We start from the raw sequence: 19,975 nt of genomic DNA, 5'->3' as shown, positions 1-19,975 counted from the left end.
AATTGCCTGCCGGGGTTCCACGGGGGACCGCCGCCCGGGGCCTTTCTTTTTCAGCCCTTGCCCTGGGAGGCCACCGCTGCCGCTGCCTTTTCGGCCGCGGCAGCGTCGCCGAGGTAGTAGTGGCGCAGCGGCTTGAGGTCGTCGTCGAGTTCGTAGACCAGCGGGATGCCGTTCGGGATGTTCAGGCCGACGATGGCGTCGTCCGAGATGCCGTCGAGGTACTTCACGAGCGCCCGGATCGAATTGCCATGCGCCGCCACCACCAGCCGGCGGCCGGTGCGGATCGCGGGGGCCATCGATTCGTTCCAGAACGGCAGCACGCGGGCCACCGTGTCCTTCAGGCATTCGGTCAGCGGGATCTGCTCGGGCGAGAGCTTCGCATAGCGCACGTCGCCACGCTCGCTGCGCGGGTCGTCGGCGTCGAGCGGCGGCGGCGGCGTGCTGTAGCTGCGACGCCAGATCAGCACCTGCTCGTCACCGTACTTCTTGGCGGTCTCGGCCTTGTTCAGGCCTTGCAGGCCGCCGTAGTGGCGCTCGTTGAGGCGCCACGAATGCACCACCGGCAGCCAGGTGCGGTCGAGTTCGTCGAGGGTGTGCCAGAGCGTGCGCGTGGCACGCTTGAGCACGCTGGTGTAGGCCACGTCGAAGTCGTAGCCCTCGGCCTTGAGCAGCCGTCCGGCCTGCTTGGCCTGTTCGATGCCGGTCTCGGTGAGGTCGACGTCGGTCCATCCGGTGAAGCGATTTTCGAGATTCCAGGTCGATTCGCCGTGGCGGATCAGTACCAGTTTGTGCATGTGGGAGGCCTTTGGCAGCGCTTTGGAAAACCAGCATTCTAAAATCTCGGGTTTGCCATCCAAGGAACCCCCGTGAAATTGATCGAATTCGTCACCGCGAACTGGATGCTGGTGCTGCTCGCACTCAGCGCGGGTGGCATGCTCGCCTGGCCGAAGCTTCGCGGGGCCGGCGGTGGCACCCTCACGGCGCAGGGGGCGGTGCAGCTCATCAACCGCGAGCGCGCGGTGCTGGTCGACGTGCGGGAGCCCGAGGAGTTCGCCGCCGGCCACATGATCGGCGCCAAGAACGTGCCTTTGAACCAGATCGAGGAAAAGCTGACCGGCGCGGTCAAGAACAAGAACGTGCCGCTGCTGCTGGTCTGCGCCACCGGTGCCCGCGCCCAGCGCGCCGTGGCCACGGCCAAGAAACTCGGCTACGAGCAGGCCCAAGCCGTCTCGGGCGGACTCAAGGCGTGGAAAGAGGCTAATCTGCCGGTCGAGAAGGCCTGATCGGCGGGCGGGGGTTTCCCCCTGGCGCCGGCCGGGTTGAAAAACTGAAAGACCTCCCGAGGTACAGACCATGCAAGCAGTCAAGATGTACACCACCGCCTTCTGCCCGTACTGCGTGCGGGCGAAGCAGATCCTCAAATCCAAGGGCGTCGACGAGATCGAGGAGATTCGCATCGACAGCGATCCGCAGGCCCGCGACACCATGATGGAGATCACCCAGCGGCGTACCGTGCCGCAGATCTTCATCGGCGACACCCACGTGGGCGGTTGCGACGACCTGATGGCGCTCGACAGCCGCGGCGGGCTGGTGCCGCTGCTGCAAGGCAGCTGATCGAGCGTCCCCCGGGGAAGCGTGCATTTCGCCCGCCGTCCCAAACCTGCCTTTGGCGTGTTTCACGAACCGGCCTTTGTGCCGGGCCATAATCTTCCGTTCTCGCATCTGCAGCCCGCTGCGGGTTACCCGCCCCAGCGGGCATTGTTTTGATTCTCGAAAGTCCAGCCATGGCCGACCAGCAAGCCCAAGATCCCGTGTTCCAGATCCAGCGCGTCTACCTCAAGGATCTGTCGCTCGAACAACCCAATTCCCCCGGCATCCTGCTCGAGCAGGAGCAGCCCACGGTCGACATCCAGCTCGGCGTGGACGCCCAGCCCGTCGCCGACGGCATCTTTGAAGTCTCGGTCTCCGCTACCGTGCAGACCAAGATCGGCGACAAGACCGTGTTCCTGGTCGAAGCCAAGCAGGCCGGCATCTTCGAGATCCGCAACCTGCCCGAAGACCAGATGGGCCCGATCCTCGGCATCGCCTGCCCGCAGATCGTCTATCCGTACTTGCGCGGCAACGTGGCCGACGTGATCCAGCGCGGCGGCTTCCCGCCCGTGCACCTGGCCGAGATCAACTTCCAGGCCATGTACGAGCAGCAGCAGGCGCAGGCCGCCGGCCAGCCCTCGCCGATCGTCACGCAGTAAGCGCTGCACAGCGCCGCGACGCCGATGAAGATCTGCGTTCATGGCGCCGGAGCCTGGGGCACGGCGCTCGCTGTCAATGCGGCCGGCCGCCATGAGGTCACGCTCTGGGCGCGCGATGCGGCCCAGGCCGACGCGATCTCGAAGTCGCGTGAAAACCGCCGCTACCTGCCGGGCCTGGTGCTGCCGCCGGGGCTCGCCGTGCGCGCCGGTGACCTGCGCGAGGCGCAGGCCGGCGCCGAACTCGTCATCGTCGCCACCCCCATGGCCGCACTGCGCCAGCAGCTCATCGCCTTGCGCGGTACGCGCGCGCCGGTGGCCTGGCTCTGCAAGGGCGTGGAGCCGGCGCTCGGCGGCGACGCCGCCTCGTTCGGCCTGCTGGCCCACGAGATCTGGGCCCAGGTCGCGCCCGCGCTGAAGGCCGGCGTGCTCAGCGGGCCGAGCTTCGCCCAGGAAGTCGCCGAGGGCCGTCCCACCGCACTGGTGGCGGCGAGCCCGCACGCCGAGGTGCGCGACGCGCTGGTCGATGCCTTCCACGGTCCCGCGCTGCGCGTCTATGCGAACGACGACATCGTCGGCGTCGAGGTCGGCGGCGCCGTCAAGAACGTGCTGGCCATCGCCACGGGCCTGTGCGACGGTCTCGCGCTGGGCCTCAACGCGCGCGCCGCGCTCATCACACGCGGCCTGGCCGAAATGACGCGCTTCGGGCTCGCGCTCGGTGCACGTGCCGAGACCTTCATGGGGCTTTCAGGGCTCGGCGACCTGGTGCTCACGGCCACAGGCGACCTCTCACGCAACCGCAAGGTGGGCCTGCTGCTCGCGCAGGGTCAGACCCTGGCCCAGGCGGTGGCATCGCTGGGCCATGTGGCCGAAGGCGTCTATTGCGCCCGCACCGTGGTGCAGCGCGCGCGCAGCCTGGGCATCGAGATGCCGATCGCCGAAAGCGTGGTCGCGCTGCTCGACGGCCGGCTCGGCCCGAAGGAGGCCGTCGCCTCGCTGACCGGACGCGATCCGGTGCCCGAATCGGTTCGGCCCGATTCCTGACGAACGGTTTCTTCTTCGACAGCGCGACAGGCAAAAAGACAAAAAGAGAACGAGACAACAAGACAATGACTGCCAAGAGCCATCGCTTTGATTTTTCGGCGCCCGAATTGCGCGCACTGGCCGAGGCCGACGCGGCACGCGCCCTGCAGGAGGACGTGGCCGACGGCGACCTGACCGCCTCGCTGGTCGACCCGGCCCGCCGCGCCCGTGCCCGCGTGCTGGCGCGCGAATCGGCCGTCGTTTGCGGCGCGCCGTGGGTCGAAGCCACGCTGCGGCAGCTCGATCCCGAAGCCCGCATCCAGTGGCATTGCGGCGAGGGCGAGCGCTGTGCGGCCGACCAGGTCGTGCTCGAGGTCGAAGGCGCCGCGCGCGCGCTGCTGACCGCGGAGCGCACCGCGCTCAACTTCCTGCAGCTGCTGAGCGCCGTGGCCACCAAGACGGCGCAATACGCCGACGCGGTCCGCGGCACGCGCGCGCGCATCGTCGACACGCGCAAGACCCTGCCGGGCCTGCGCCTGGCCCAGAAGTACGCCGTGCGCACGGGCGGCGGCCTGAACCACCGCATCGGCCTCTACGACGCGGTGCTCATCAAGGAAAACCACATTGCCGCGGCCGGCGGCGTGGCCGCAGCGCTGCGGGCGGTGGCGCCTGTCGCGGCGCGCGCCGCCTTCGTCGAGGTCGAGGTCGAGACGCTGGCCCAGCTGCGCGAGGCGCTCGACGCCGGCGCGCGCATGGTGCTGCTCGACAACATGGACCTGCCCACGCTGCGCGAGGCCGTGCGCATCAACGAGGCGGCCGGCGAAGCGCGCAAGGCCGTGCTCGAGATCTCGGGCGGCGTGACGCTCGACGGCCTGCGCGCACTGGCCGAGACCGGCGTCGACCGGATCTCCATCGGCGCCCTGACGAAGGACGTGAAGGCCGTCGACTACTCCATGCGCTTCGAGGAAAGCTGAGCCGCCCATGCCGTCCCCGCTCATCGACGTCGACTACGAAGAGCCCGCGCGCGCGGACACGGCCGTGTGCGACACGCGCCACGCCTGGGCGCGCGTGCCGCCCGAGCCGTCGGCCAGCGAGCGCACGGCGCTCAAGGCGCGCATTCGCCGCCTGTTGCACGAGCGCAATGCGGTCATGGTGTCGCACTTCTACGTGCATCCCGACCTGCAGGACCTGGCCGAGGAGACCGGCGGCATCGTGAGCGATTCGCTCGAGATGGCGCGCTTCGGCCGCGACCATGCAGCGACCACGCTCGTGGTCTCGGGCGTGCGCTTCATGGGCGAGACCTCGAAAATCCTATCGCCCGAGAAGCGCGTGCTGATGCCCGACCTCGACGCGAACTGCTCGCTCGATCTCGGCTGCCCGGTCGAGGCGTTCAGCGCCTTCTGCGACCAGCATCCGGACCGCACCGTCGTGGTCTACGCCAACACCAGCGCGGCGGTGAAGGCGCGTGCCGACTGGCTCGTCACCTCGAGCTGCGCACTCGACGTGGTCGGCGCGCTGCATGCCGCCGGGCAGAAGATCCTCTGGGGCCCGGATCGCCACCTGGGGGACTACATCCAGCGCCAGACCGGCGCCGACATGGTGAGCTGGAATGGCGCCTGCATCGTGCACGACGAGTTCAAGGCGCTCGAGCTCGAACTGCTCAAGAAAGAACACCCGAAAGCCAAGGTGCTGGTGCACCCCGAATCGCCGGCCGACGTGATCGCGCTGGCCGATGCGGTGGGCTCGACCTCCGCCATCCTGAATGCGGCGCAGCGCATGGACGCGGCCGAATTCATCGTGGCGACCGACATCGGCATGCTGCACAAGCTGCGCACGCTGAACCCCGGCAAGACCTTCATCGAAGCCCCCACCGCCGGCAACGGCGGCACCTGCAAGAGCTGCGCGCATTGCCCGTGGATGGCGATGAACGGGCTGGCCGAGCTTGCAAACGCGCTCGAGACCGGCGCGGGCGAGGTCCATGTCGACCCGGCGCTCGGCCGGCGCGCGCGGGTGCCGATCGACCGCATGCTGGCGTTCACGGCGGGGCTCAAGGAAGGGCAGGCGGCGGGCAGCCTGGTCGCCGGCATCGGCGCGGCTTGAATGGCTTCTCCCCCGGAAGGGGAGGGAGCAAAACCTAGAAGTCCACGGTGCAGGAGTTGCCGAGCGCCTCGCGCCACACGCGAACGCGCGCGAGCGAGGGCCGCGGTTCGGGCACCGCGTGTTCGCCGCCTGGTCGGCTCCGTCCATCGGCTGCAGGAAGCGGTGCGTGAACTCGCCCGCGTGTGCCATCGCGCCGCTCATGCCTTGGCGGGTGCGTCGATCTCGACGTTGTCGATCAGCCGCGTGGCGCCCAGGTGCGCCGCGGCCAGCGCGACGAGCGGCTCGCCCGCGGCGGCGGGTGCCTGCAGGTCGGAACGGCGCCGCAGCGCCATGTAGTCGGGCTGCCAGCCGCGCGCCGCGAGCGTCTGCATTGCGCGCGCCTCGATGGCGGCGAGGTCGCGCTCGCCCGCGCGCACGGCGCCCGCCATGGCTTGGAGCGCCTTCGACAGCTGCACCGCTTCGGCGCGCTCGGTTTCGCTCAGGTAGCCGTTGCGCGACGACAGCGCCAGGCCGTCGGCCGCGCGGAAGGTCTCGCTGCCGACGATCTCGATCGGCATCGCGAACTGCCGCACCATGTGGCGGATCATCATGAGCTGCTGGTAGTCTTTCTTGCCGAACACCGCCATGCGGGGCTGCACGCACTGGAACAGCTTCATCACGACCGTGCACACGCCCACGAAGAAGCCGGGGCGGAAATGGCCTTCGAGGATGTCGGCGAGCGCCGGGTCCGGATGCACCTTGCAGGTCTGGGGCTCGGGGTAGAGCGCGCGTTCGTCGGGTGCGAACAGCACGTTGCAGCCGGCCGTGCGCAGCTTCTCGCAGTCGCTCTCCCAAGTGCGCGGGTAGGTGTCGAAATCCTCGTGCGGCAAAAACTGCAGGCGGTTGACGAAGATGCTCGCCACCGTCACGTCGCCGAGGGGGATCGCCTGCTTCACGAGCGCCAGGTGGCCATCGTGCAGGTTGCCCATGGTGGGAACGAAGGCGGGTCGCTCGAAGGCGGCCAGGTGCTCGCGAAGTTCGGAGAGGGTGCGTGCGATCTTCATCGGAAAAGTCCTTTCTTGCTTACCAGGCGTGGCGCTGGTCGTCGGGGAAGCTGCCGTCCTTCACGGCGCGCACATAGGCCGCGAGCGCATCGGCGATGCCCGGCGCGTCGGCCATGAAGTTGCGCACGAACTTCGGCATCTTCCCGAGGTTCATGCCCAGCATGTCGTGCAGCACCAGAACCTGTCCGGCGGTGGCCTTGCCGGCACCGATGCCGATGGTGGCGCAGTGCGTCAGTTCGGCCGTGAGTTCGGCCGAGAGCGCGGCCGGCACCATCTCGAGCACCAGCATGGCCGCGCCCGCGTCCTGCAGCGCATGCGCCTGCTGCTTCAGCAGCGTCGCGGCCGCGTCGCCCTTGCCCTGCACGCGGTAGCCGCCCAGCGCATGCACGGTCTGTGGCGTGAGTCCCAGGTGCGCGCACACCGGAATGCCGCGCTCGACGAGGAAGCGCACGGTCTCGGTGGTCCATCCGCCGCCTTCGAGCTTGACCATGTGCGCGCCGGCCTGCATCAGCACCGTCGCGCTCGCGAGCGCCTGCTCGCGCGACTGCTGGTAGCTGCCGAAGGGCAGGTCGGCGATCAGCCAGGCCGTGCCCTGCACGCGGCGCAGGCCGCGCGCGACGCTGTCGGTGTGATAGCGCATCGCCTCCAGGCTCACGCCCACCGTGCTCGCGAGGCCCTGGCACACCATGCCGAGCGAGTCGCCGACCAGCAGGCAGTCCACGCCTGCCCGGTCGGCCATGGCGGCGAAGGTGGCGTCGTAGGCCGTCAGCATCGCGATCTTCTCGCCGCGCGCATGCATGTCGGCGAGGCGCGGCAGGCTCACGGGCTTGCGCGAGGCGGGTGGCGAGGCGGGCGGCAGCGAGCCGTAGGGCGAGGCGGGCGAGGTGTCTGCGGGCATGGTGAGGTTCGACATGGTTGGGTTTCTCCCTGCGGGCGTCGGTGGCCGGGCATCCTTGGATGAAGAGAACAAAAAAACGGTGGGTCGATCAGTCGGCCGGGGGCACCAGCACCGTGGGCGCGGCGTGCTCGGCCAGCGATGGATGGTCGCGGCTGAAATGCAGACCGCGGCTCTCGTGCCGGGCCTGCGCGGAGCGCACGATTAGCTCGGCCACCTGCACCAGGTTGCGCAGTTCGAGCAGGTCGCGCGTGACGTGGAAGTTCGCGTAGAACTCCTGGATCTCGGACTGCAGCAGCGCGATGCGGTGGCTCGCGCGCTCCAGGCGCTTGTCGGTGCGCACGATGCCCACGTAGTCCCACATGAAGCGGCGCAGCTCGTCCCAGTTGTGCGAAATGACGACCGCCTCGTCGGCATCGGTCACGCGGCTGGCGTCCCAGGCGGGCAGTTCGACGCGTGGGCTGTTGGCCGGTGCGCGCGCGATGGCGTCGGCCGCGGCGCGGGCGAACACCATGCACTCGACGAGCGAATTGCTCGCCAGCCGGTTCGCGCCGTGCAGCCCGGTGCAGGCGGTCTCGCCGATCGCGTAGAGGCCGGCGACGTCGGTGCGCCCTGCAAGATCGGTCTGCACGCCGCCGCAGGTGTAGTGCGCCGCCGGCACCACGGGAATCGGGTCGCGCGTGATGTCGATGCCGAGCGCTGCGCAGCGCGCGAGGATGTTGGGAAAGTGCGCCTCGAGAAAGGCGGCGGGCTGGTGCGAGATGTCGAGGTGCACGCAGTCGAGACCGTGCTTCTTCATCTCGAAGTCGATGGCGCGCGCCACCACGTCGCGCGGCGCGAGTTCGGCGCGCTCGTCGTGGCGGGGCATGAAGCGCGCACCGCCGGCCGATGCGGGCAGCTTCAGCAGGCCGCCTTCGCCGCGCACGGCCTCGCTGATGAGGAACGACTTGGCGTGCGGGTGGTAGAGGCAGGTTGGGTGGAACTGGATGAATTCCATGTTCGACACCCGGCAGCCCGCGCGCCACGCCGCGGCGATGCCGTCGCCCGTGGCCGTGTCGGGATTGGTGGTGTAGAGGTATACCTTGCCCGCGCCGCCCGTCGCAAGGAGGGTGTGGGGTGCGGCGAAGGCCTGCACCTCGCCGGTGGCGTTGTCGAGCGCATAGAGGCCGCGGCAGACCGGCTGGCCGCGCTCGGGCGCCGGTTGCGTGATCAGGTCGACCAGCATGTGGTGCTCGAACAGCGCGATGTTCGGCGTGCGGCGCACCCGCTCGATCAGCGTCTGCTGCACGGCCGCGCCGGTGGCGTCAGTCACGTGCACGATGCGGCGCTGGCTGTGGCCGCCCTCGCGCGTCAGGTGCAGTGCGCCGTCTTCCTCGGAGAACGGCACGCCGAGCGCGCGCAGCCAGCCGATGGCCTCGGGCGCATGCTCGACCACGAAGCGGGTGGCCGCGGGGTCGCACAGGCCCGCGCCGGCGACGAGCGTGTCTTCCACATGGGCGTCGAAGCTGTCGCTCTCGGCCTGCACGGCCGCGATGCCGCCCTGCGCCCAGGCATTGGCACCGTCGCGGAGCGCCCGCTTGGTCAGCACCGCCACGCGGTGCGTGGGCGCCAGGTGCAGCGCGGCCGACAGGCCGGCCAGGCCGCTGCCCACGATGAGAACGTCGAAGTCGCGCATGGCTGGGCCGGTCCGAGAGCGGCGACCGGCTTTTCAGGCCGGCGAATACGCCAGGCGCACGTAGATCGGAGCGAAGGCCTCGGCCTGCGTGATGTCGATCAGCGTCTCTTTGGCGAGCTCGAGCATCGCGATGAAGGTGACGATCAGCACCGGCGTGCCGCGGGTCACGTCGAACAGCTTCTCGAACTCGACGAAGCGCTGCCCCTGCAGGTGGCGCAGCACGATGCTCATGTGCTCGCGCACGCTGAGCTCCTCGCGCGAGATCTTGTGGTGCTGAACGAGCTTGGCGCGCTTCATGATGTCGGCCCACGCGTCGCGCAGCTCGACCACGTTCACATCGGGAAAGCGGGGTTTGAGCGACTGCTCGATGTAGACCTGTCCCTTCCAGAAATCGCGGCCGTACGTCGGCAGCGCATTGATGGCGGCGGCCTGGAGCTTGGTCTGCTCGTACTCGAGCAGGCGGCGCACGAGTTCGGCGCGCGGGTCTTCGGCCTCTTCGCCGTCGGCCACCTTCTTGGGCGGCAGCAGCATGCGCGACTTGATCTCGATCAGCATCGCCGCCATCAGCAGGTACTCGGCCGCGAGTTCGAGGTTGGTCTGGCGGATCTCGTCGACGTAGCTCAGGTACTGCCGCGTGAGCCCCGCCATCGGGATGTCGAGGATGTTGAAGTTCTGCTTGCGGATGAGGTAGAGCAGCAGGTCCAGCGGGCCTTCGAAGGCCTCGAGGAAGACCTGCAGCGCCTCGGGCGGGATGTACAGGTCCTTCGGCATCGCGAACAACGGCTCGCCGTAGAGCCGTGCGAGCGCCACCTGGTCGACCACCTCGGGCATGCCGGCCAGGGGCTTGTCGTTGTCCTCGTTGTCCTTCATGCGGGCGCGCGCTATCAAATTAATAGCGTCGGGCGCTGCGCAACGGACCGCGGATACCGCAAGGCGCCATCACTTGCCGCTCGTCTGGTAGACGTAGGGCTGCTGCGGCACGTTGGCTTCCTTGTATTCCTCGAGCAGGCTGCGGTCGAGGTGCTTGTCCCAGAGCAGGGCGCGGCCGGCGCGCTGTTCGGCCTCCAGCGTCGGCTTCTTGGCTTTCATCTCCTCGATGAAGCTGGTGATCTCGGAGGTGTAGTGGGGGCGGCGGAAGATGGACATAGACTGGACCTTTGTAGCGGCGAATTTTACCGGGGATGGCATGAAGCAAGGACACGGGCGCCGGATCGGCGCGGCAATGGCACTGGTGGCGGCTGCGTGCGTCGGGCTTTCCGGCTGCGATCCGCAGCGCATCAGCGAACTCGAGGAAGGCGTTTCCACAGAGGCCGACGTGCGCGCCCGGTTCGGCGAGCCCGAGAACGTCTGGGACGCGCCCGGCGGGCGCGTGCTCGAATTCAACCGCCAGCCGCAAGGCCAGAAGAACTACATGATCACCATCGGCGCCGACGGCAAGATGAGCGCGCTGCGCCAGGTGCTCACGCCCGAGAACTTTGCCAGGGTGCAGCCCGGCATGGCGATGGAAGACCTGCGCAAGCTGCTCGGCAAGCCCGCCAAGGTGACGCCGTACGCGCTGCGGCGCGAATACGAATGGGAATGGCGCTGGGTGCAGCCGCCCAATTCGCCGATGGTCTTCACCGCGGTGCTCAACGACGACCAGCGCGTGGTGCGCAGCGGCTCCTCGCCGGACCGCAGCACCGAGGCGAACTAGCTTCGGCCGCCCTAGGACCGGTGCAGCGATCCGGGGCCTTCGGCCTCCGGCTCGCGCGGCTGACCGGTCAACAGCTCTTCGGAAAATCCCGAGCGCACGATCACCTCAAGCGGCTGCGGCTGCAGCGACTCGAGCCGCAGCAGCCCGCCGCGCGCCAGCACCGCCCGGTGCAGCTGGCGCAGCGCATCGACACCCGAGGCGTCCAGGTAGATCAGGTAGGTGGCGTCGATCACCACCGTCATGCCGCGCGGCGCGCTCTCGGCCGCATTGACCGCCTCGTCGAGCTTGGCTGCCGCGCCGAAGAACAGCGCGCCGTAGAGCCGGTAGGTCAGCACCGGCGGCTGCAGCGTGACGAGTTCAACGTTGAACAGCCCACTCATGCGCCGGATGAACAGCGCGCAGGCCAGCACGATGCCCACCTGCACCGCCACCGTGAGGTCGAACACCACGGTGAGAAAGAAGGTGCCGAGCATCAGCAGCCGGTAGTGGCGGCTGAAGTGCCGCAACTGCCCGGGCGTGAACTCGCGCCATTCGCCCATGTTGAGGCCCACGAACACCAGGATGCCCGCGAGCACTGCCAGCGGCACATGGCGCGCGAGCGGCGCGGCCAGCAGCACGACCACCATCAGCGTGAGCGCATGCACCATGCCCGCGACCGGCGAAGTGCCGCCCGAGCGGATGTTGGTCACGGTGCGTGCGATGGTGCCGGTGGCCGGCATGCCGCCGAAGAAGGGCGCGACCACGTTGGCGATGCCCTGCGCCATCAGTTCCTGGTTCGGATCGTGGCCCGGCTGGTCGCCGAGCTGGTCGGCCACGCGCGCGCACAGCAGCGACTCGATGGCGCCGAGCAGCGCGATGGTCAGCGTCGGCGTGACCAGTTGCTTGACGGTTTCCCACGAAAAATCGGGCAGCGCGAACGCCGGCAGGCCCTCGGGAATGCCGCCGAAGCGGCTGCCGATGGTTTCCACCGGCAAGCTGAAACCCCATGACACCAGCGTCAGCGTGACCAGCGCCACGATCGGCCCGGGCAGCCGGGCGCCGGCCTGGACCAGGCGCGTGCGCGCCACGCGCCCGCCGACGCGGAGCACCGATCGGCCGAGCTTCGAGTCCTCGCGCAGCAGCAGCGGCCAGGTCAGCAGGCCGATCACGCAGGCCAGGCCGAGCGCGAAGGCATAGGGGTTGAAGGTGCCGATCTGCAGCGCCATCGCATGCAGCTGCGAGAACACGTCGGCCGGCATCTTCTCGACCGTCAGCCCGAGCAGGTCCTTGAGCTGCGACAGCAGGATCAGCACCGCGATGCCGTTGGTGAAACCCACCACGATCGACAGCGGCACGAAGCGCACGAGCCGCCCCAGCCCGAACAGGCCGGCGGCGAACAGCAGCACGCCGGCGCAGGCGGTTGATATCAGCAGGTTCGCCACGCCGTAGCGTTCGACAATGCCGTAGACGATCACGATGAAGGCGCCGGCCGGCCCGCCGATCTGCACCGCCGAGCCGCCCAGCAGCGAGATCAGGAAGCCCGCGATGATCGCGGTCCAGATGCCGGCCTCGGGCGGCAGCCCGGAGGCGATGGCGAAGGCCATGGCCAGCGGCAGCGCCACGATGCCCACGGTGGCCCCGGCGCCGAGGTCTTTGAAGAAGCGCGTGCGGTTGTAGTCCGCCAGGGCGTCGAGCAGGCGCGGGCGAAAGCGGGTGAGGGTCAGCGGTGACTGCATGTGGCGCCCATTGTGACCCGCCGCCCGTGCCGCGAAGACGGCACGCCGGCCGGGCGCAGCACCGGTCAGTCGCTGTCGGGAATCACCGCGTCGGCGGCTGCGCCCACCGCCTTGCCCGTGATGCGCGCGGTGCCGATGGCCGCATCGGCCGCAAGGCCCACCGCACCCGCGCCCACGCTCACCGCGGTGCCGGCCACGGCGACCACCGCGCAACCGCCCAGCAGCAGGGCGCTTGCGAGGCCGAGCGCCGCGAGAACGAAAAGTCGGAAGCGGGGGCGATGGCTTTGCATCGGCGGATTTTGCACCGCCGGCCCGCTGTGGCGCCAGCCGGGCGAGGAAAGGCCGCTCAGCGCCCCTTGAAGACCGGTGGGCGCTTCTCGCGCCAGGCGCGGCCGCCCTCGGCCAGGTCTTCGGAGGCGACGGTGCGCTGCACCTCGCGCTGGATCGAGGCGGCATCGGCCGTGCCGCGCGCGATCCGGTTCAGGTGCTTCTTCATGCCCAGCAGCGCCAACGGCGCCATGCCGGCCAGCGTGGTGCGAAGCTGCTGCACCTGCACGTCGAGTGCCGCGGCGTCGTCGGCCAGGTGCGTGAAAAATCCGCAGTCACGCATCGCGCTGCCGTCGAGCTTCTCGGCGGTCAGGAAGAGCCGCTTGGCCATGTCGAGCCCGAGCCGCGAGACATAGCGCTCCATGCCGCTCTGATAGTAGTGCAGGCCGAGCCGCGCGGCCGGCATGAACATCTCGGCGCTGCGCACGCCCACGCGGAAGTCGCAGGCCAGCACCAGGTCGGTGGCGCCGCCATAGACGCCGCCATGCACCGCCGCGATGGTGACGGCGCGGCAGTTCTCCAGCGCATCGACCATCTCTCCGAAGCTGCGGCCTTCGGTCTGGCTGCTGGCGGCCACCTCCGAGATGTCGTAGCCGCTGCAGAAGTGCTTGCCTTCGGAGCGGACGACCAGCACCAGCACCTCGGGTGAGCCGTTCACCGTCTCCACATGGCGAACGAGTTCGGGCAGGTCTTCGGGCGTCAGCTTGTTGGCGGCCTGCGGACGGCGCAGCGCGAGGGTGGCGACGTGGCCGTCGATCTCGAGGGTGGGCAGCATGGGCGCAGCGTGCTTCAGCGCACCCGCATGCCGGCCGTCGCGCCGGGCCAGGGTTCGAGCACGTGGATGCCGGGCTGGGCTTTCTCGTCGGCGTGGCTCGCGGCCAGCACCATGCCCTCGCTGACGCCGAACTTCATCTTGCGTGGCGCGAGGTTGGCGACCAGCACCGTGAGCTTGCCCACGAGCTGCTCGGGCTGGTAAGCGGAGGCGATGCCGCTGAACACGTTGCGCAGCACTGGACTCCCCTGCGGGTCGGTTCCTTCGCCCGCGTCGAGCGTCAGCCGCAGCAGCTTGGTCGAGCCCTCGACCTTCTCGCAGGCCACGATCTTGGCGATGCGCAGGTCGATCTTCGCGAAGTCGTCGATCGTGATGGTCGGCGCCAGCGCTTCGCCGCCCGGCAGCGCCTGGGCATCGGCGGCGGTGGCCGGCTCTGCTGCTGCCGGCTCGGGCGCGTCGAACAGCTTGTCGACCATCTTGGCGTCGGCGCGCTGCATCAGGTGCTTGTATTCGCCGATGGCATGGCCCACGGGCAGCGCCTGGGCGGCGTCCGCCCAGGTCAACGGGACAATCCCGAGGAAGGCCTCGACCTTCGTCGCGAGCGCAGGCAGTACCGGCTTCAGATACAGCGTGAGCATGCGGAAGGCCTCGATGCAGACGGTGCACACGTCGTGCAGCCGCCCCTCCTGGCCTTCCTTCTTGGCGAGTTCCCAGGGCTTGTTCTGGTCGACGTACTCGTTCACTTTGTCGGCGAGCGCCATCGTCTCGCGCAGCGCGCGGGCGTAGTCGCGCCCGTCGTAGAGCGAATGCAGCTGCGGTGCCGCGTCGCGCAGCGCGAACAGCAGCGCATCGCCGTCGGCCGACACCTCGCCGAGCTTGCCGCCGAAGCGCTTGCCGATGAAGCCGGCCGCACGGCTCGCGATGTTGATGTACTTGCCCACGAGGTCGCTGTTGACGCGCGCGACGAAGTCCTCGGGATTGAAGTCGATGTCCTCGTTGCGCCCATTGAGCTTGGCCGCGATGTAGTAGCGCAGCCACTCGGGGTCGAGGCCGATCGACAGGTAGCGCAGCGGGTCGATGCCGGTGCCGCGGCTCTTGCTCATTTTCTCGCCGCTCACCGTGAGGTGGCCGTGCACGTACACCGCGTCGGGCGCCTTGCGGCCGCTGAAATGCAGCATCGCGGGCCAGAAGAGCGTGTGGAAGGTGATGATGTCCTTGCCGATGAAGTGCACCTGCTCAAGGTCGGGGTCGGCCATGTACTCGGTGTAGGAGATGCCGTCGCCGCCCAGTTCGATGCAGCGCTTGTCGAGCAGGTTCTTGAGCGAGGCCAGGTAGCCCACGGGCGCGTCGAGCCACACGTAGAAGTACTTGCCCGGCGCGTCGGGGATCTCGATGCCGAAGTAGGGCGCGTCGCGGCTGATGTCCCAGTCGCCCAGGCCGCCCTTGCCCTCGTCGTCCTTGTAGAGCCACTCGCGAATCTTGTTCTGCACCTCGGATTGCACGTGGCCGGGCGCGGCGGTCCAGTCCTTCAGGAAGGCCTCGCAGCGTGGGTCCGACAGCTTGAAGAAGAAGTGTTCCGAGCTGCGCAGCTCGGGCTTGACGCCCGAGAGCGCCGAATACGGCTCGATCAACTCGGTCGGTGCGTAGACCGCACCGCAGACCTCGCAGTTGTCGCCGTACTGGTCCTTCGCGTGGCAGTTCGGGCATTCGCCCTTGATGAAGCGGTCGGCCAGGAACATGCCCTTGGCCGGATCGTAGAACTGCTCGACGCTCTTGGTGGCGATGAGCCCGTTCTTGCGCAGGTCCCGGTAGATGTCCTGCGCGAGCTGGTGGTTCTCGGGCGCGTCGGTCGAGTGCCAGTTGTCGAACGAGATGTAGTAGCCGTCGAGGTAGGGCTTGCGGCCCGCCGCGATCTCGGCCACGAAGGCCTGCGGCGTCACGCCGGCCTTGTCGGCAGCGATGGTGATGGCCGCGCCGTGCGCGTCGTCGGCGCAGACGAAATTGACCTCGGCACCGTTCATCCGCTGGTTCCGCACCCAGATGTCGGCCTGGATGTATTCCATCATGTGGCCGATATGGAACTTGCCGTTGGCATAGGGCAGGGCGGTGGTGACGAAGAGCTTGCGCGGGGCGGACATCGGAGGGCGCTTTCGGGAGTGGCTGGCGGGAGGAACCCGTCATTTTAGGTGCCGCCGCCGGGCACGCGCCGCCGGAGCGGGCCGACGCTGCGCGTGGCGTGGGGTCACCCGGGCCTGTCCCGCACGCGACGTATGCTTGGGGGTTCGATACACACAGCGAGACCGCGCCGATGACTTCCCCCCCCATTCCCGCAACCCTGATCCCCGGCGATGGCATCGGCCCCGAAATCGTCGATGCCACGCTCGCCGCACTCGACGCGCTGAAGGCGCCTTTCACCTGGGACACCCAGATCGCAGGCCTCGGCGGCGTCCAGGCCGCGGGCGATCCGCTGCCCCAGGCCACGCTCGACAGCATCCGCCGCACCCGCCTCGCCCTGAAGGGCCCGCTCGAGACGCCGTCGGGCGGCGGCTACCGCTCGTCGAACGTGCGGCTGCGCGAGGAATTCCAGCTCTATGCCAACCTGCGCCCCGCGCGCACCATCATTCCGGGCGGGCGCTTCGACAAGGTCGACCTGATGGTCGTGCGCGAGAACCTCGAGGGCCTCTACATCGGCCATGAGCACTATGTGCGCATCGACGGTGATCCGCATGCCGTGGGCATGGCCACCGGCATCAACACGCGCCAGGGCTGCCTGCGCCTGCTCGAATACGCGTTCGAGACGGCCATCACCACCGGCCGCAAGAAGGTCACGCTGGTGCACAAGGCCAACATCATGAAGGTGCTGACCGGCCTGTTCCTCGAGACCGGGCTCGACCTCTACGAGCGCAAGTACAAGGGCCGGTTCGAGCTCGACACCATCATCGTCGACGCCTGTGCGATGAAGCTGGTGCTGAACCCGTGGCAGTTCGACATGCTGGTAACGACCAACCTGTTCGGCGACATCCTGTCCGACCTGGTGGCGGGGCTGGTCGGCGGCCTGGGCATGGCGCCCGGCGCGAACATCGGCGCCGATGCGGCGATCTTCGAGGCGGTGCACGGCTCGGCGCCCGACATCGCGGGCAAGGGCATCGCCAACCCGACCGCGCTGCTGCTGGCCGCCGCGCTGATGCTCGACCACGTCAAGCGCACCGACCTCGCCGCGCGCCTGCGCCAGGCGATCGACGACACCCTCAACATCGACAAGGTGCGCACCGGCGACCTCGGCGGCAGCGCGAACACCGAGGCCTTCACGAAGGCGCTGGTGGCCCGCATCCACGGCGGCTGACGCAAAGCAAGGAAACCTCGCGCCATGTCTTCGTTGCCCCCCGTGCCGGTTCTGTCGCTGCTCGAAACCCGCGTGCTCGGCGTGCTGGCCGAAAAGCAGCGCACGGTGCCCGACAGCTATCCGCTGACGCTCAATTCGCTGATCTCCGGCTGCAACCAGAAGACCAGCCGCAACCCCGTTCTGGAACTGAGCGAGGCGCAGGTGCAGGCCGCGCTCGACAGCCTCAAGGGCTACAGCCTGGTGGCGGAAACCAGCGGCGGGCGCAGCTTCCGCTACGAGCACAACATCGACCGCGTGCTGCGCATTCCCTCGCAGTCGGTGGCCCTGCTGACCGTGCTGATGCTGCGCGGACCGCAGACTGCCGGCGAACTGCGCATCGCCTGCGACCGCATGCACAACTTCGCCGACATCTCCTCGGTCGAGGGCTTCCTCGAAGAGATGGCCGAACGCCCGGCCGGGGCGCTCGTGGTCAAGCTGGCGCGCCTGCCCGGCGCGCGCGAAAGCCGCTGGGCGCACCTGCTGAGCGGTGCGCCTGCCGAGGAGGCCGCGGGGCCGGCCGATGCGCCGCGCGCCGCGCACGACGATCCGCTCGGGGAAATGGCTGCGCTCAAGGCCAATGTGGCTCGGCTCGAAGGCGAGGTGGCTTCGCTCAAGACGCTGCTCGCGCGCGTGTGTTCGGAGCTCGGGATTTCAGAGGCGGGGTGAAGCGGCGGCATCGGCGCCAGCCGCGTTGTCCCCAGCGGGGCCAAGGCGAACGGGGCCGGCCCATACGCTCCCGGAGCAAGCCACTAGACTACCCGCCATTCAGGAGTTAGATCAATGGCTATCACCCAAGAGGCGCTGATGGGCGCCCTGCAGAGCGCTCAGGACCCGAACACCGGTAAGGCCTTCACGGCAACCCGGTCGCTCAAGAACGTTCAGATTTCCGAGGGGGACGTGTCCTTCGACCTTGAGCTCGGCTATCCGGCCAAGAGCCAGCACGCGGCAATGCGCAAGGCGCTGGTGGCCGCCGCCAAGGCGCTGCCCGGCGTGGAGAACGTGTCGGTCAACATCGTCACCAAGGTCATCAGCCACGCTGTGCAGCGCGGCGTGCAGCTGATGCCCAATGTCAAGAACATCATTGCCGTGGCCTCGGGCAAGGGCGGCGTGGGCAAGAGCACCACGGCCGCCAACCTGGCGCTCGCGCTGGCGTCCGAAGGGGCCTCGGTCGGGCTGCTCGACGCCGACATCTACGGCCCGAGCCAGCCGATGATGCTGGGCATCGAAGGCCGCCCCGAGAGCGAGGACGGCAAGACCATGGAGCCGCTCGAGAACCACGGCGTGCAGGTGATGTCGATCGGCTTCCTGGTCGACCAGGACGAGGCCATGATCTGGCGCGGTCCGATGGCCACCCAGGCGCTGGAGCAGCTGCTGCGCCAGACCAACTGGAAGGACCTGGACTACCTGATCGTCGACATGCCACCCGGCACCGGCGACATCCAGCTGACGCTGTCGCAGCGCGTGCCGATGACCGGCGCGGTGATCGTCACCACGCCGCAGGACATCGCGCTGCTCGACGCGAAGAAGGGCATCAAGATGTTCGAGAAGGTCGGCGTGCCGATCCTGGGCATCGTGGAGAACATGGCGGTGCACATCTGCTCGAACTGCGGCCACGTCGAGCACATCTTCGGTTCCGAAGGCGGCAAGAAGATGGCCGAGCAGTACCAGATGGAATACCTGGGCGCGCTGCCGCTCGACATCCAGATCCGGCTGCAGGCCGACAGCGGCAAGCCGACCGTGGTGGCCGATCCCGACGGCGAAGTGGCCGGCATCTACAAGGCCGTGGCGCGCCGCGTTGCCGTGGGCATCGCAGAGAAGGCGAAGGATTTCTCGGCCAAGTTCCCGACCATCACGGTCAGCAAGAACACCTGACCGGCAGCGCGGCGTGAACCTCCTCGCGTCCATGCGCTACCTGGTCGCGCTCAGCGAGCACAAGCATTTCGGGCGCGCGGCGCAGGCCTGCCACATCACGCAGCCGGCGCTGTCGAACGCGCTGCGCTCGCTGGAGGCCGAGTTCGGCGTGGTCATCGTCAAGCGGGCGCGCGTGTACGTGGGCCTCACGCATGAGGGCGAGCGGGTGCTGGCCACCGCCCAGCGCATGCTGCGCGACAACGAGGTGCTGCAGCAGGAACTGCGCAGCGAGGAAGGCCACCCGCGCGGAAAGCTGCGCATGGCCGCGGTGCCTACGGCCATTCCGATGCTGTCGCGCTTCGCCGCCATGCTGCAGGAGCTGCACTCCGGCATCGTGCCCGCGGTGCTGTCGATGAGCTCGCAAGACCTCGAAACGGGCCTCGAGAGCCTGACCATCGACCTCGCGCTCGGCTACATCGAGCGCATGCACCTGCCCGGCATCAAGCTCACGGCCTGGCCGCAGAGCGTCGAGCACTATTACCTGCTGCGGCGTGCGGCGCGTCCCTCCAAGGACCAGCTGCGCATCGGCCAGCCGGTGTCCTGGGCCGAGGCCGGCCAGCTGCCGCTGTGCCTGCTCACGCCCGACATGCACAACCGCTCGATCATCGACCAGGCGCTGCGCGAAGCCGGCGTCGCGCTGGCGCCCGCGATCGAGACCAACTCGGTACTTACCCTTGCCCTGGCGGTGCTCGCGGGCTCGGTCAGCAGCGTGCTGCCGGGTTCGATGGTGGCGGCGGTGCGCAGCTACCGCGAGCTCGAGGCGCTGCCGCTCGTGGCGCCCGAGGTCAAGACGCCGCTGGGTTTCATGACCCAGACGGGCGTGCGGCCCTCGCGGGCGCTCGACGCCGCGCTGGTGTTCCTGCAGACGCCGGCCTGGCGCGAGCAGGTGCGGCTGCACAGCGGCGCGCTCGGCGAATAGCACCCCCGCGCGCCGGGCCCGGAAGCGGCACCGGCCATCCATAGCCATTTAGTTATTGAATCGATCGATGCTTCGATCGAATTTGACGCGCCCGGGAGCGGCCCACACACTCGGCCGACCCCTGTGAAAGCGATTGCCGAAGGGGGCTAGCCAGAGACATCGAAGCAAAGCGAAAAAAAGGCCCAGGCAGTGAACAACCACCCAGCCCCGTCCCGCGAGACAACATCGACCCCCCGCAGCACGCACACGATCGTGCCGCTCGCCACGCCCGACG

At 68.7% G+C, this 19,975-nt stretch carries 21 protein-coding genes; 11 read left to right on the top strand and 10 right to left on the bottom strand.

What is annotated here, in order from left to right; genetic code table 11:
* Positions 1-50: 50 nt before the first annotated feature.
* The gene (gene gpmA / locus AC3A6G_RS05085) at positions 51-794 is read right to left on the bottom strand and encodes a 2,3-diphosphoglycerate-dependent phosphoglycerate mutase (protein ID WP_487858538.1); all 744 of its coding nucleotides are present in this window, start codon (positions 792-794) and stop codon (positions 51-53) included.
* Positions 795-899: 105 nt separating this feature from the next.
* On the opposite strand from gpmA, the gene AC3A6G_RS05080 reads away from it, so the two are divergent.
* From AC3A6G_RS05080 to nadA, 6 genes are all read left to right on the top strand, one after another.
* On the top strand, positions 900-1,283 hold the full coding sequence (locus AC3A6G_RS05080) for a rhodanese-like domain-containing protein (protein WP_487858633.1): 384 nt from the start codon (positions 900-902) through the stop codon (positions 1,281-1,283).
* A 70-nt stretch (positions 1,284-1,353) separates the two neighbouring features.
* Positions 1,354-1,614 (top strand): glutaredoxin 3, encoded by a 261-nt coding sequence (gene grxC / locus AC3A6G_RS05075; protein WP_487858537.1) that lies wholly within the window; start codon positions 1,354-1,356, stop codon positions 1,612-1,614.
* 170 nt (positions 1,615-1,784) lie between these two features.
* Positions 1,785-2,249: a protein-export chaperone SecB gene (secB, locus tag AC3A6G_RS05070; protein ID WP_487858536.1), complete on the top strand. Its 465-nt coding sequence runs from the start codon at positions 1,785-1,787 to the stop codon at positions 2,247-2,249.
* Between the two features lie 24 nt (positions 2,250-2,273).
* Positions 2,274-3,290 carry an NAD(P)H-dependent glycerol-3-phosphate dehydrogenase gene (locus AC3A6G_RS05065; protein WP_487865429.1) on the top strand — a complete coding sequence of 339 codons (1,017 nt, stop codon included), beginning with the start codon at positions 2,274-2,276 and terminating at the stop codon, positions 3,288-3,290.
* A gap of 65 nt (positions 3,291-3,355) precedes the next feature.
* Positions 3,356-4,243 (top strand): carboxylating nicotinate-nucleotide diphosphorylase, encoded by an 888-nt coding sequence (nadC, locus tag AC3A6G_RS05060; RefSeq protein ID WP_487873211.1) that lies wholly within the window; start codon positions 3,356-3,358, stop codon positions 4,241-4,243.
* Positions 4,244-4,250: 7 nt separating this feature from the next.
* Positions 4,251-5,369, top strand: coding sequence for a quinolinate synthase NadA (gene nadA, locus AC3A6G_RS05055; RefSeq protein WP_487873210.1), 1,119 nt, complete (start codon positions 4,251-4,253; stop codon positions 5,367-5,369).
* 197 nt (positions 5,370-5,566) lie between these two features.
* Here nadA and panC read toward each other — a convergent pair whose 3' ends face one another.
* The 5 genes from panC to AC3A6G_RS05030 form a co-directional block, all read right to left on the bottom strand.
* Positions 5,567-6,412 carry a pantoate--beta-alanine ligase gene (panC, locus tag AC3A6G_RS05050; protein WP_487858532.1) on the bottom strand — a complete coding sequence of 282 codons (846 nt, stop codon included), beginning with the start codon at positions 6,410-6,412 and terminating at the stop codon, positions 5,567-5,569.
* A 19-nt stretch (positions 6,413-6,431) separates the two neighbouring features.
* Positions 6,432-7,325 carry a 3-methyl-2-oxobutanoate hydroxymethyltransferase gene (gene panB / locus AC3A6G_RS05045; protein WP_487858531.1) on the bottom strand — a complete coding sequence of 298 codons (894 nt, stop codon included), beginning with the start codon at positions 7,323-7,325 and terminating at the stop codon, positions 6,432-6,434.
* Between the two features lie 73 nt (positions 7,326-7,398).
* Positions 7,399-8,982 carry an L-aspartate oxidase gene (nadB, locus tag AC3A6G_RS05040; protein ID WP_487873209.1) on the bottom strand — a complete coding sequence of 528 codons (1,584 nt, stop codon included), beginning with the start codon at positions 8,980-8,982 and terminating at the stop codon, positions 7,399-7,401.
* Between the two features lie 33 nt (positions 8,983-9,015).
* Positions 9,016-9,852 carry a segregation and condensation protein A gene (locus AC3A6G_RS05035; protein WP_487858529.1) on the bottom strand — a complete coding sequence of 279 codons (837 nt, stop codon included), beginning with the start codon at positions 9,850-9,852 and terminating at the stop codon, positions 9,016-9,018.
* Positions 9,853-9,921: 69 nt separating this feature from the next.
* On the bottom strand, positions 9,922-10,128 hold the full coding sequence (locus AC3A6G_RS05030; RefSeq protein WP_487858528.1) for a DUF3460 family protein: 207 nt from the start codon (positions 10,126-10,128) through the stop codon (positions 9,922-9,924).
* 40 nt (positions 10,129-10,168) lie between these two features.
* Between AC3A6G_RS05030 and AC3A6G_RS05025 the strand changes: the two genes are divergently transcribed.
* Positions 10,169-10,675, top strand: a complete 507-nt coding sequence (locus AC3A6G_RS05025; protein WP_487873208.1) for an outer membrane protein assembly factor BamE — start codon at positions 10,169-10,171, stop codon at positions 10,673-10,675.
* Between the two features lie 11 nt (positions 10,676-10,686).
* On the opposite strand, the gene AC3A6G_RS05020 is transcribed toward AC3A6G_RS05025, so the two are convergent.
* From AC3A6G_RS05020 to metG, 4 genes are all read right to left on the bottom strand, one after another.
* Positions 10,687-12,390, bottom strand: coding sequence for a SulP family inorganic anion transporter (locus AC3A6G_RS05020; protein ID WP_487873207.1), 1,704 nt, complete (start codon positions 12,388-12,390; stop codon positions 10,687-10,689).
* A gap of 65 nt (positions 12,391-12,455) precedes the next feature.
* Positions 12,456-12,680 carry a hypothetical protein gene (locus AC3A6G_RS05015; RefSeq protein WP_487858525.1) on the bottom strand — a complete coding sequence of 75 codons (225 nt, stop codon included), beginning with the start codon at positions 12,678-12,680 and terminating at the stop codon, positions 12,456-12,458.
* Positions 12,681-12,736: 56 nt separating this feature from the next.
* Positions 12,737-13,492, bottom strand: coding sequence for an enoyl-CoA hydratase/isomerase family protein (locus AC3A6G_RS05010; protein WP_487865419.1), 756 nt, complete (start codon positions 13,490-13,492; stop codon positions 12,737-12,739).
* A 14-nt stretch (positions 13,493-13,506) separates the two neighbouring features.
* The gene (gene metG / locus AC3A6G_RS05005; protein ID WP_487873206.1) at positions 13,507-15,627 is read right to left on the bottom strand and encodes a methionine--tRNA ligase; all 2,121 of its coding nucleotides are present in this window, start codon (positions 15,625-15,627) and stop codon (positions 13,507-13,509) included.
* Positions 15,628-15,797: 170 nt separating this feature from the next.
* Between metG and AC3A6G_RS05000 the strand changes: the two genes are divergently transcribed.
* From AC3A6G_RS05000 to AC3A6G_RS04985, 4 genes are all read left to right on the top strand, one after another.
* On the top strand, positions 15,798-16,832 hold the full coding sequence (locus AC3A6G_RS05000; protein ID WP_487873205.1) for an isocitrate/isopropylmalate dehydrogenase family protein: 1,035 nt from the start codon (positions 15,798-15,800) through the stop codon (positions 16,830-16,832).
* A gap of 24 nt (positions 16,833-16,856) precedes the next feature.
* Positions 16,857-17,537, top strand: a complete 681-nt coding sequence (locus AC3A6G_RS04995; RefSeq protein WP_487865416.1) for a YceH family protein — start codon at positions 16,857-16,859, stop codon at positions 17,535-17,537.
* Positions 17,538-17,651: 114 nt separating this feature from the next.
* Complete coding sequence (gene apbC / locus AC3A6G_RS04990; RefSeq protein ID WP_487858520.1) at positions 17,652-18,743, top strand: iron-sulfur cluster carrier protein ApbC; 1,092 nt, start codon at positions 17,652-17,654, stop codon at positions 18,741-18,743.
* 13 nt (positions 18,744-18,756) lie between these two features.
* Entirely contained in the window at positions 18,757-19,701 is a 945-nt protein-coding gene (locus tag AC3A6G_RS04985; protein WP_487858519.1) for a LysR substrate-binding domain-containing protein, read from the top strand.
* Positions 19,702-19,975: the final 274 nt, after the last annotated feature.

The organism is Variovorax sp. Soil_C_26 (genome assembly GCF_057657075.1).
The sequence above is the reverse complement of the archived record's forward strand: the minus strand, read 5'-3'. Positions and strand labels throughout refer to the sequence as shown.

Coding starts and splice junctions, on each gene's coding strand:
- gpmA (WP_487858538.1), bottom strand. CDS start 794: ATGCACAAACTGGTACTGATCCGCCACGGCGAATCGACCTGGAATCTC.
- AC3A6G_RS05080 (WP_487858633.1), top strand. CDS start 900: ATGCTGGTGCTGCTCGCACTCAGCGCGGGTGGCATGCTCGCCTGGCCG.
- grxC (WP_487858537.1), top strand. CDS start 1,354: ATGCAAGCAGTCAAGATGTACACCACCGCCTTCTGCCCGTACTGCGTG.
- secB (WP_487858536.1), top strand. CDS start 1,785: ATGGCCGACCAGCAAGCCCAAGATCCCGTGTTCCAGATCCAGCGCGTC.
- AC3A6G_RS05065 (WP_487865429.1), top strand. CDS start 2,274: ATGAAGATCTGCGTTCATGGCGCCGGAGCCTGGGGCACGGCGCTCGCT.
- nadC (WP_487873211.1), top strand. CDS start 3,356: ATGACTGCCAAGAGCCATCGCTTTGATTTTTCGGCGCCCGAATTGCGC.
- nadA (WP_487873210.1), top strand. CDS start 4,251: ATGCCGTCCCCGCTCATCGACGTCGACTACGAAGAGCCCGCGCGCGCG.
- panC (WP_487858532.1), bottom strand. CDS start 6,412: ATGAAGATCGCACGCACCCTCTCCGAACTTCGCGAGCACCTGGCCGCC.
- panB (WP_487858531.1), bottom strand. CDS start 7,325: ATGTCGAACCTCACCATGCCCGCAGACACCTCGCCCGCCTCGCCCTAC.
- nadB (WP_487873209.1), bottom strand. CDS start 8,982: ATGCGCGACTTCGACGTTCTCATCGTGGGCAGCGGCCTGGCCGGCCTG.
- AC3A6G_RS05035 (WP_487858529.1), bottom strand. CDS start 9,852: ATGAAGGACAACGAGGACAACGACAAGCCCCTGGCCGGCATGCCCGAG.
- AC3A6G_RS05030 (WP_487858528.1), bottom strand. CDS start 10,128: ATGTCCATCTTCCGCCGCCCCCACTACACCTCCGAGATCACCAGCTTC.
- AC3A6G_RS05025 (WP_487873208.1), top strand. CDS start 10,169: ATGAAGCAAGGACACGGGCGCCGGATCGGCGCGGCAATGGCACTGGTG.
- AC3A6G_RS05020 (WP_487873207.1), bottom strand. CDS start 12,390: ATGCAGTCACCGCTGACCCTCACCCGCTTTCGCCCGCGCCTGCTCGAC.
- AC3A6G_RS05015 (WP_487858525.1), bottom strand. CDS start 12,680: ATGCAAAGCCATCGCCCCCGCTTCCGACTTTTCGTTCTCGCGGCGCTC.
- AC3A6G_RS05010 (WP_487865419.1), bottom strand. CDS start 13,492: ATGCTGCCCACCCTCGAGATCGACGGCCACGTCGCCACCCTCGCGCTG.
- metG (WP_487873206.1), bottom strand. CDS start 15,627: ATGTCCGCCCCGCGCAAGCTCTTCGTCACCACCGCCCTGCCCTATGCC.
- AC3A6G_RS05000 (WP_487873205.1), top strand. CDS start 15,798: ATGACTTCCCCCCCCATTCCCGCAACCCTGATCCCCGGCGATGGCATC.
- AC3A6G_RS04995 (WP_487865416.1), top strand. CDS start 16,857: ATGTCTTCGTTGCCCCCCGTGCCGGTTCTGTCGCTGCTCGAAACCCGC.
- apbC (WP_487858520.1), top strand. CDS start 17,652: ATGGCTATCACCCAAGAGGCGCTGATGGGCGCCCTGCAGAGCGCTCAG.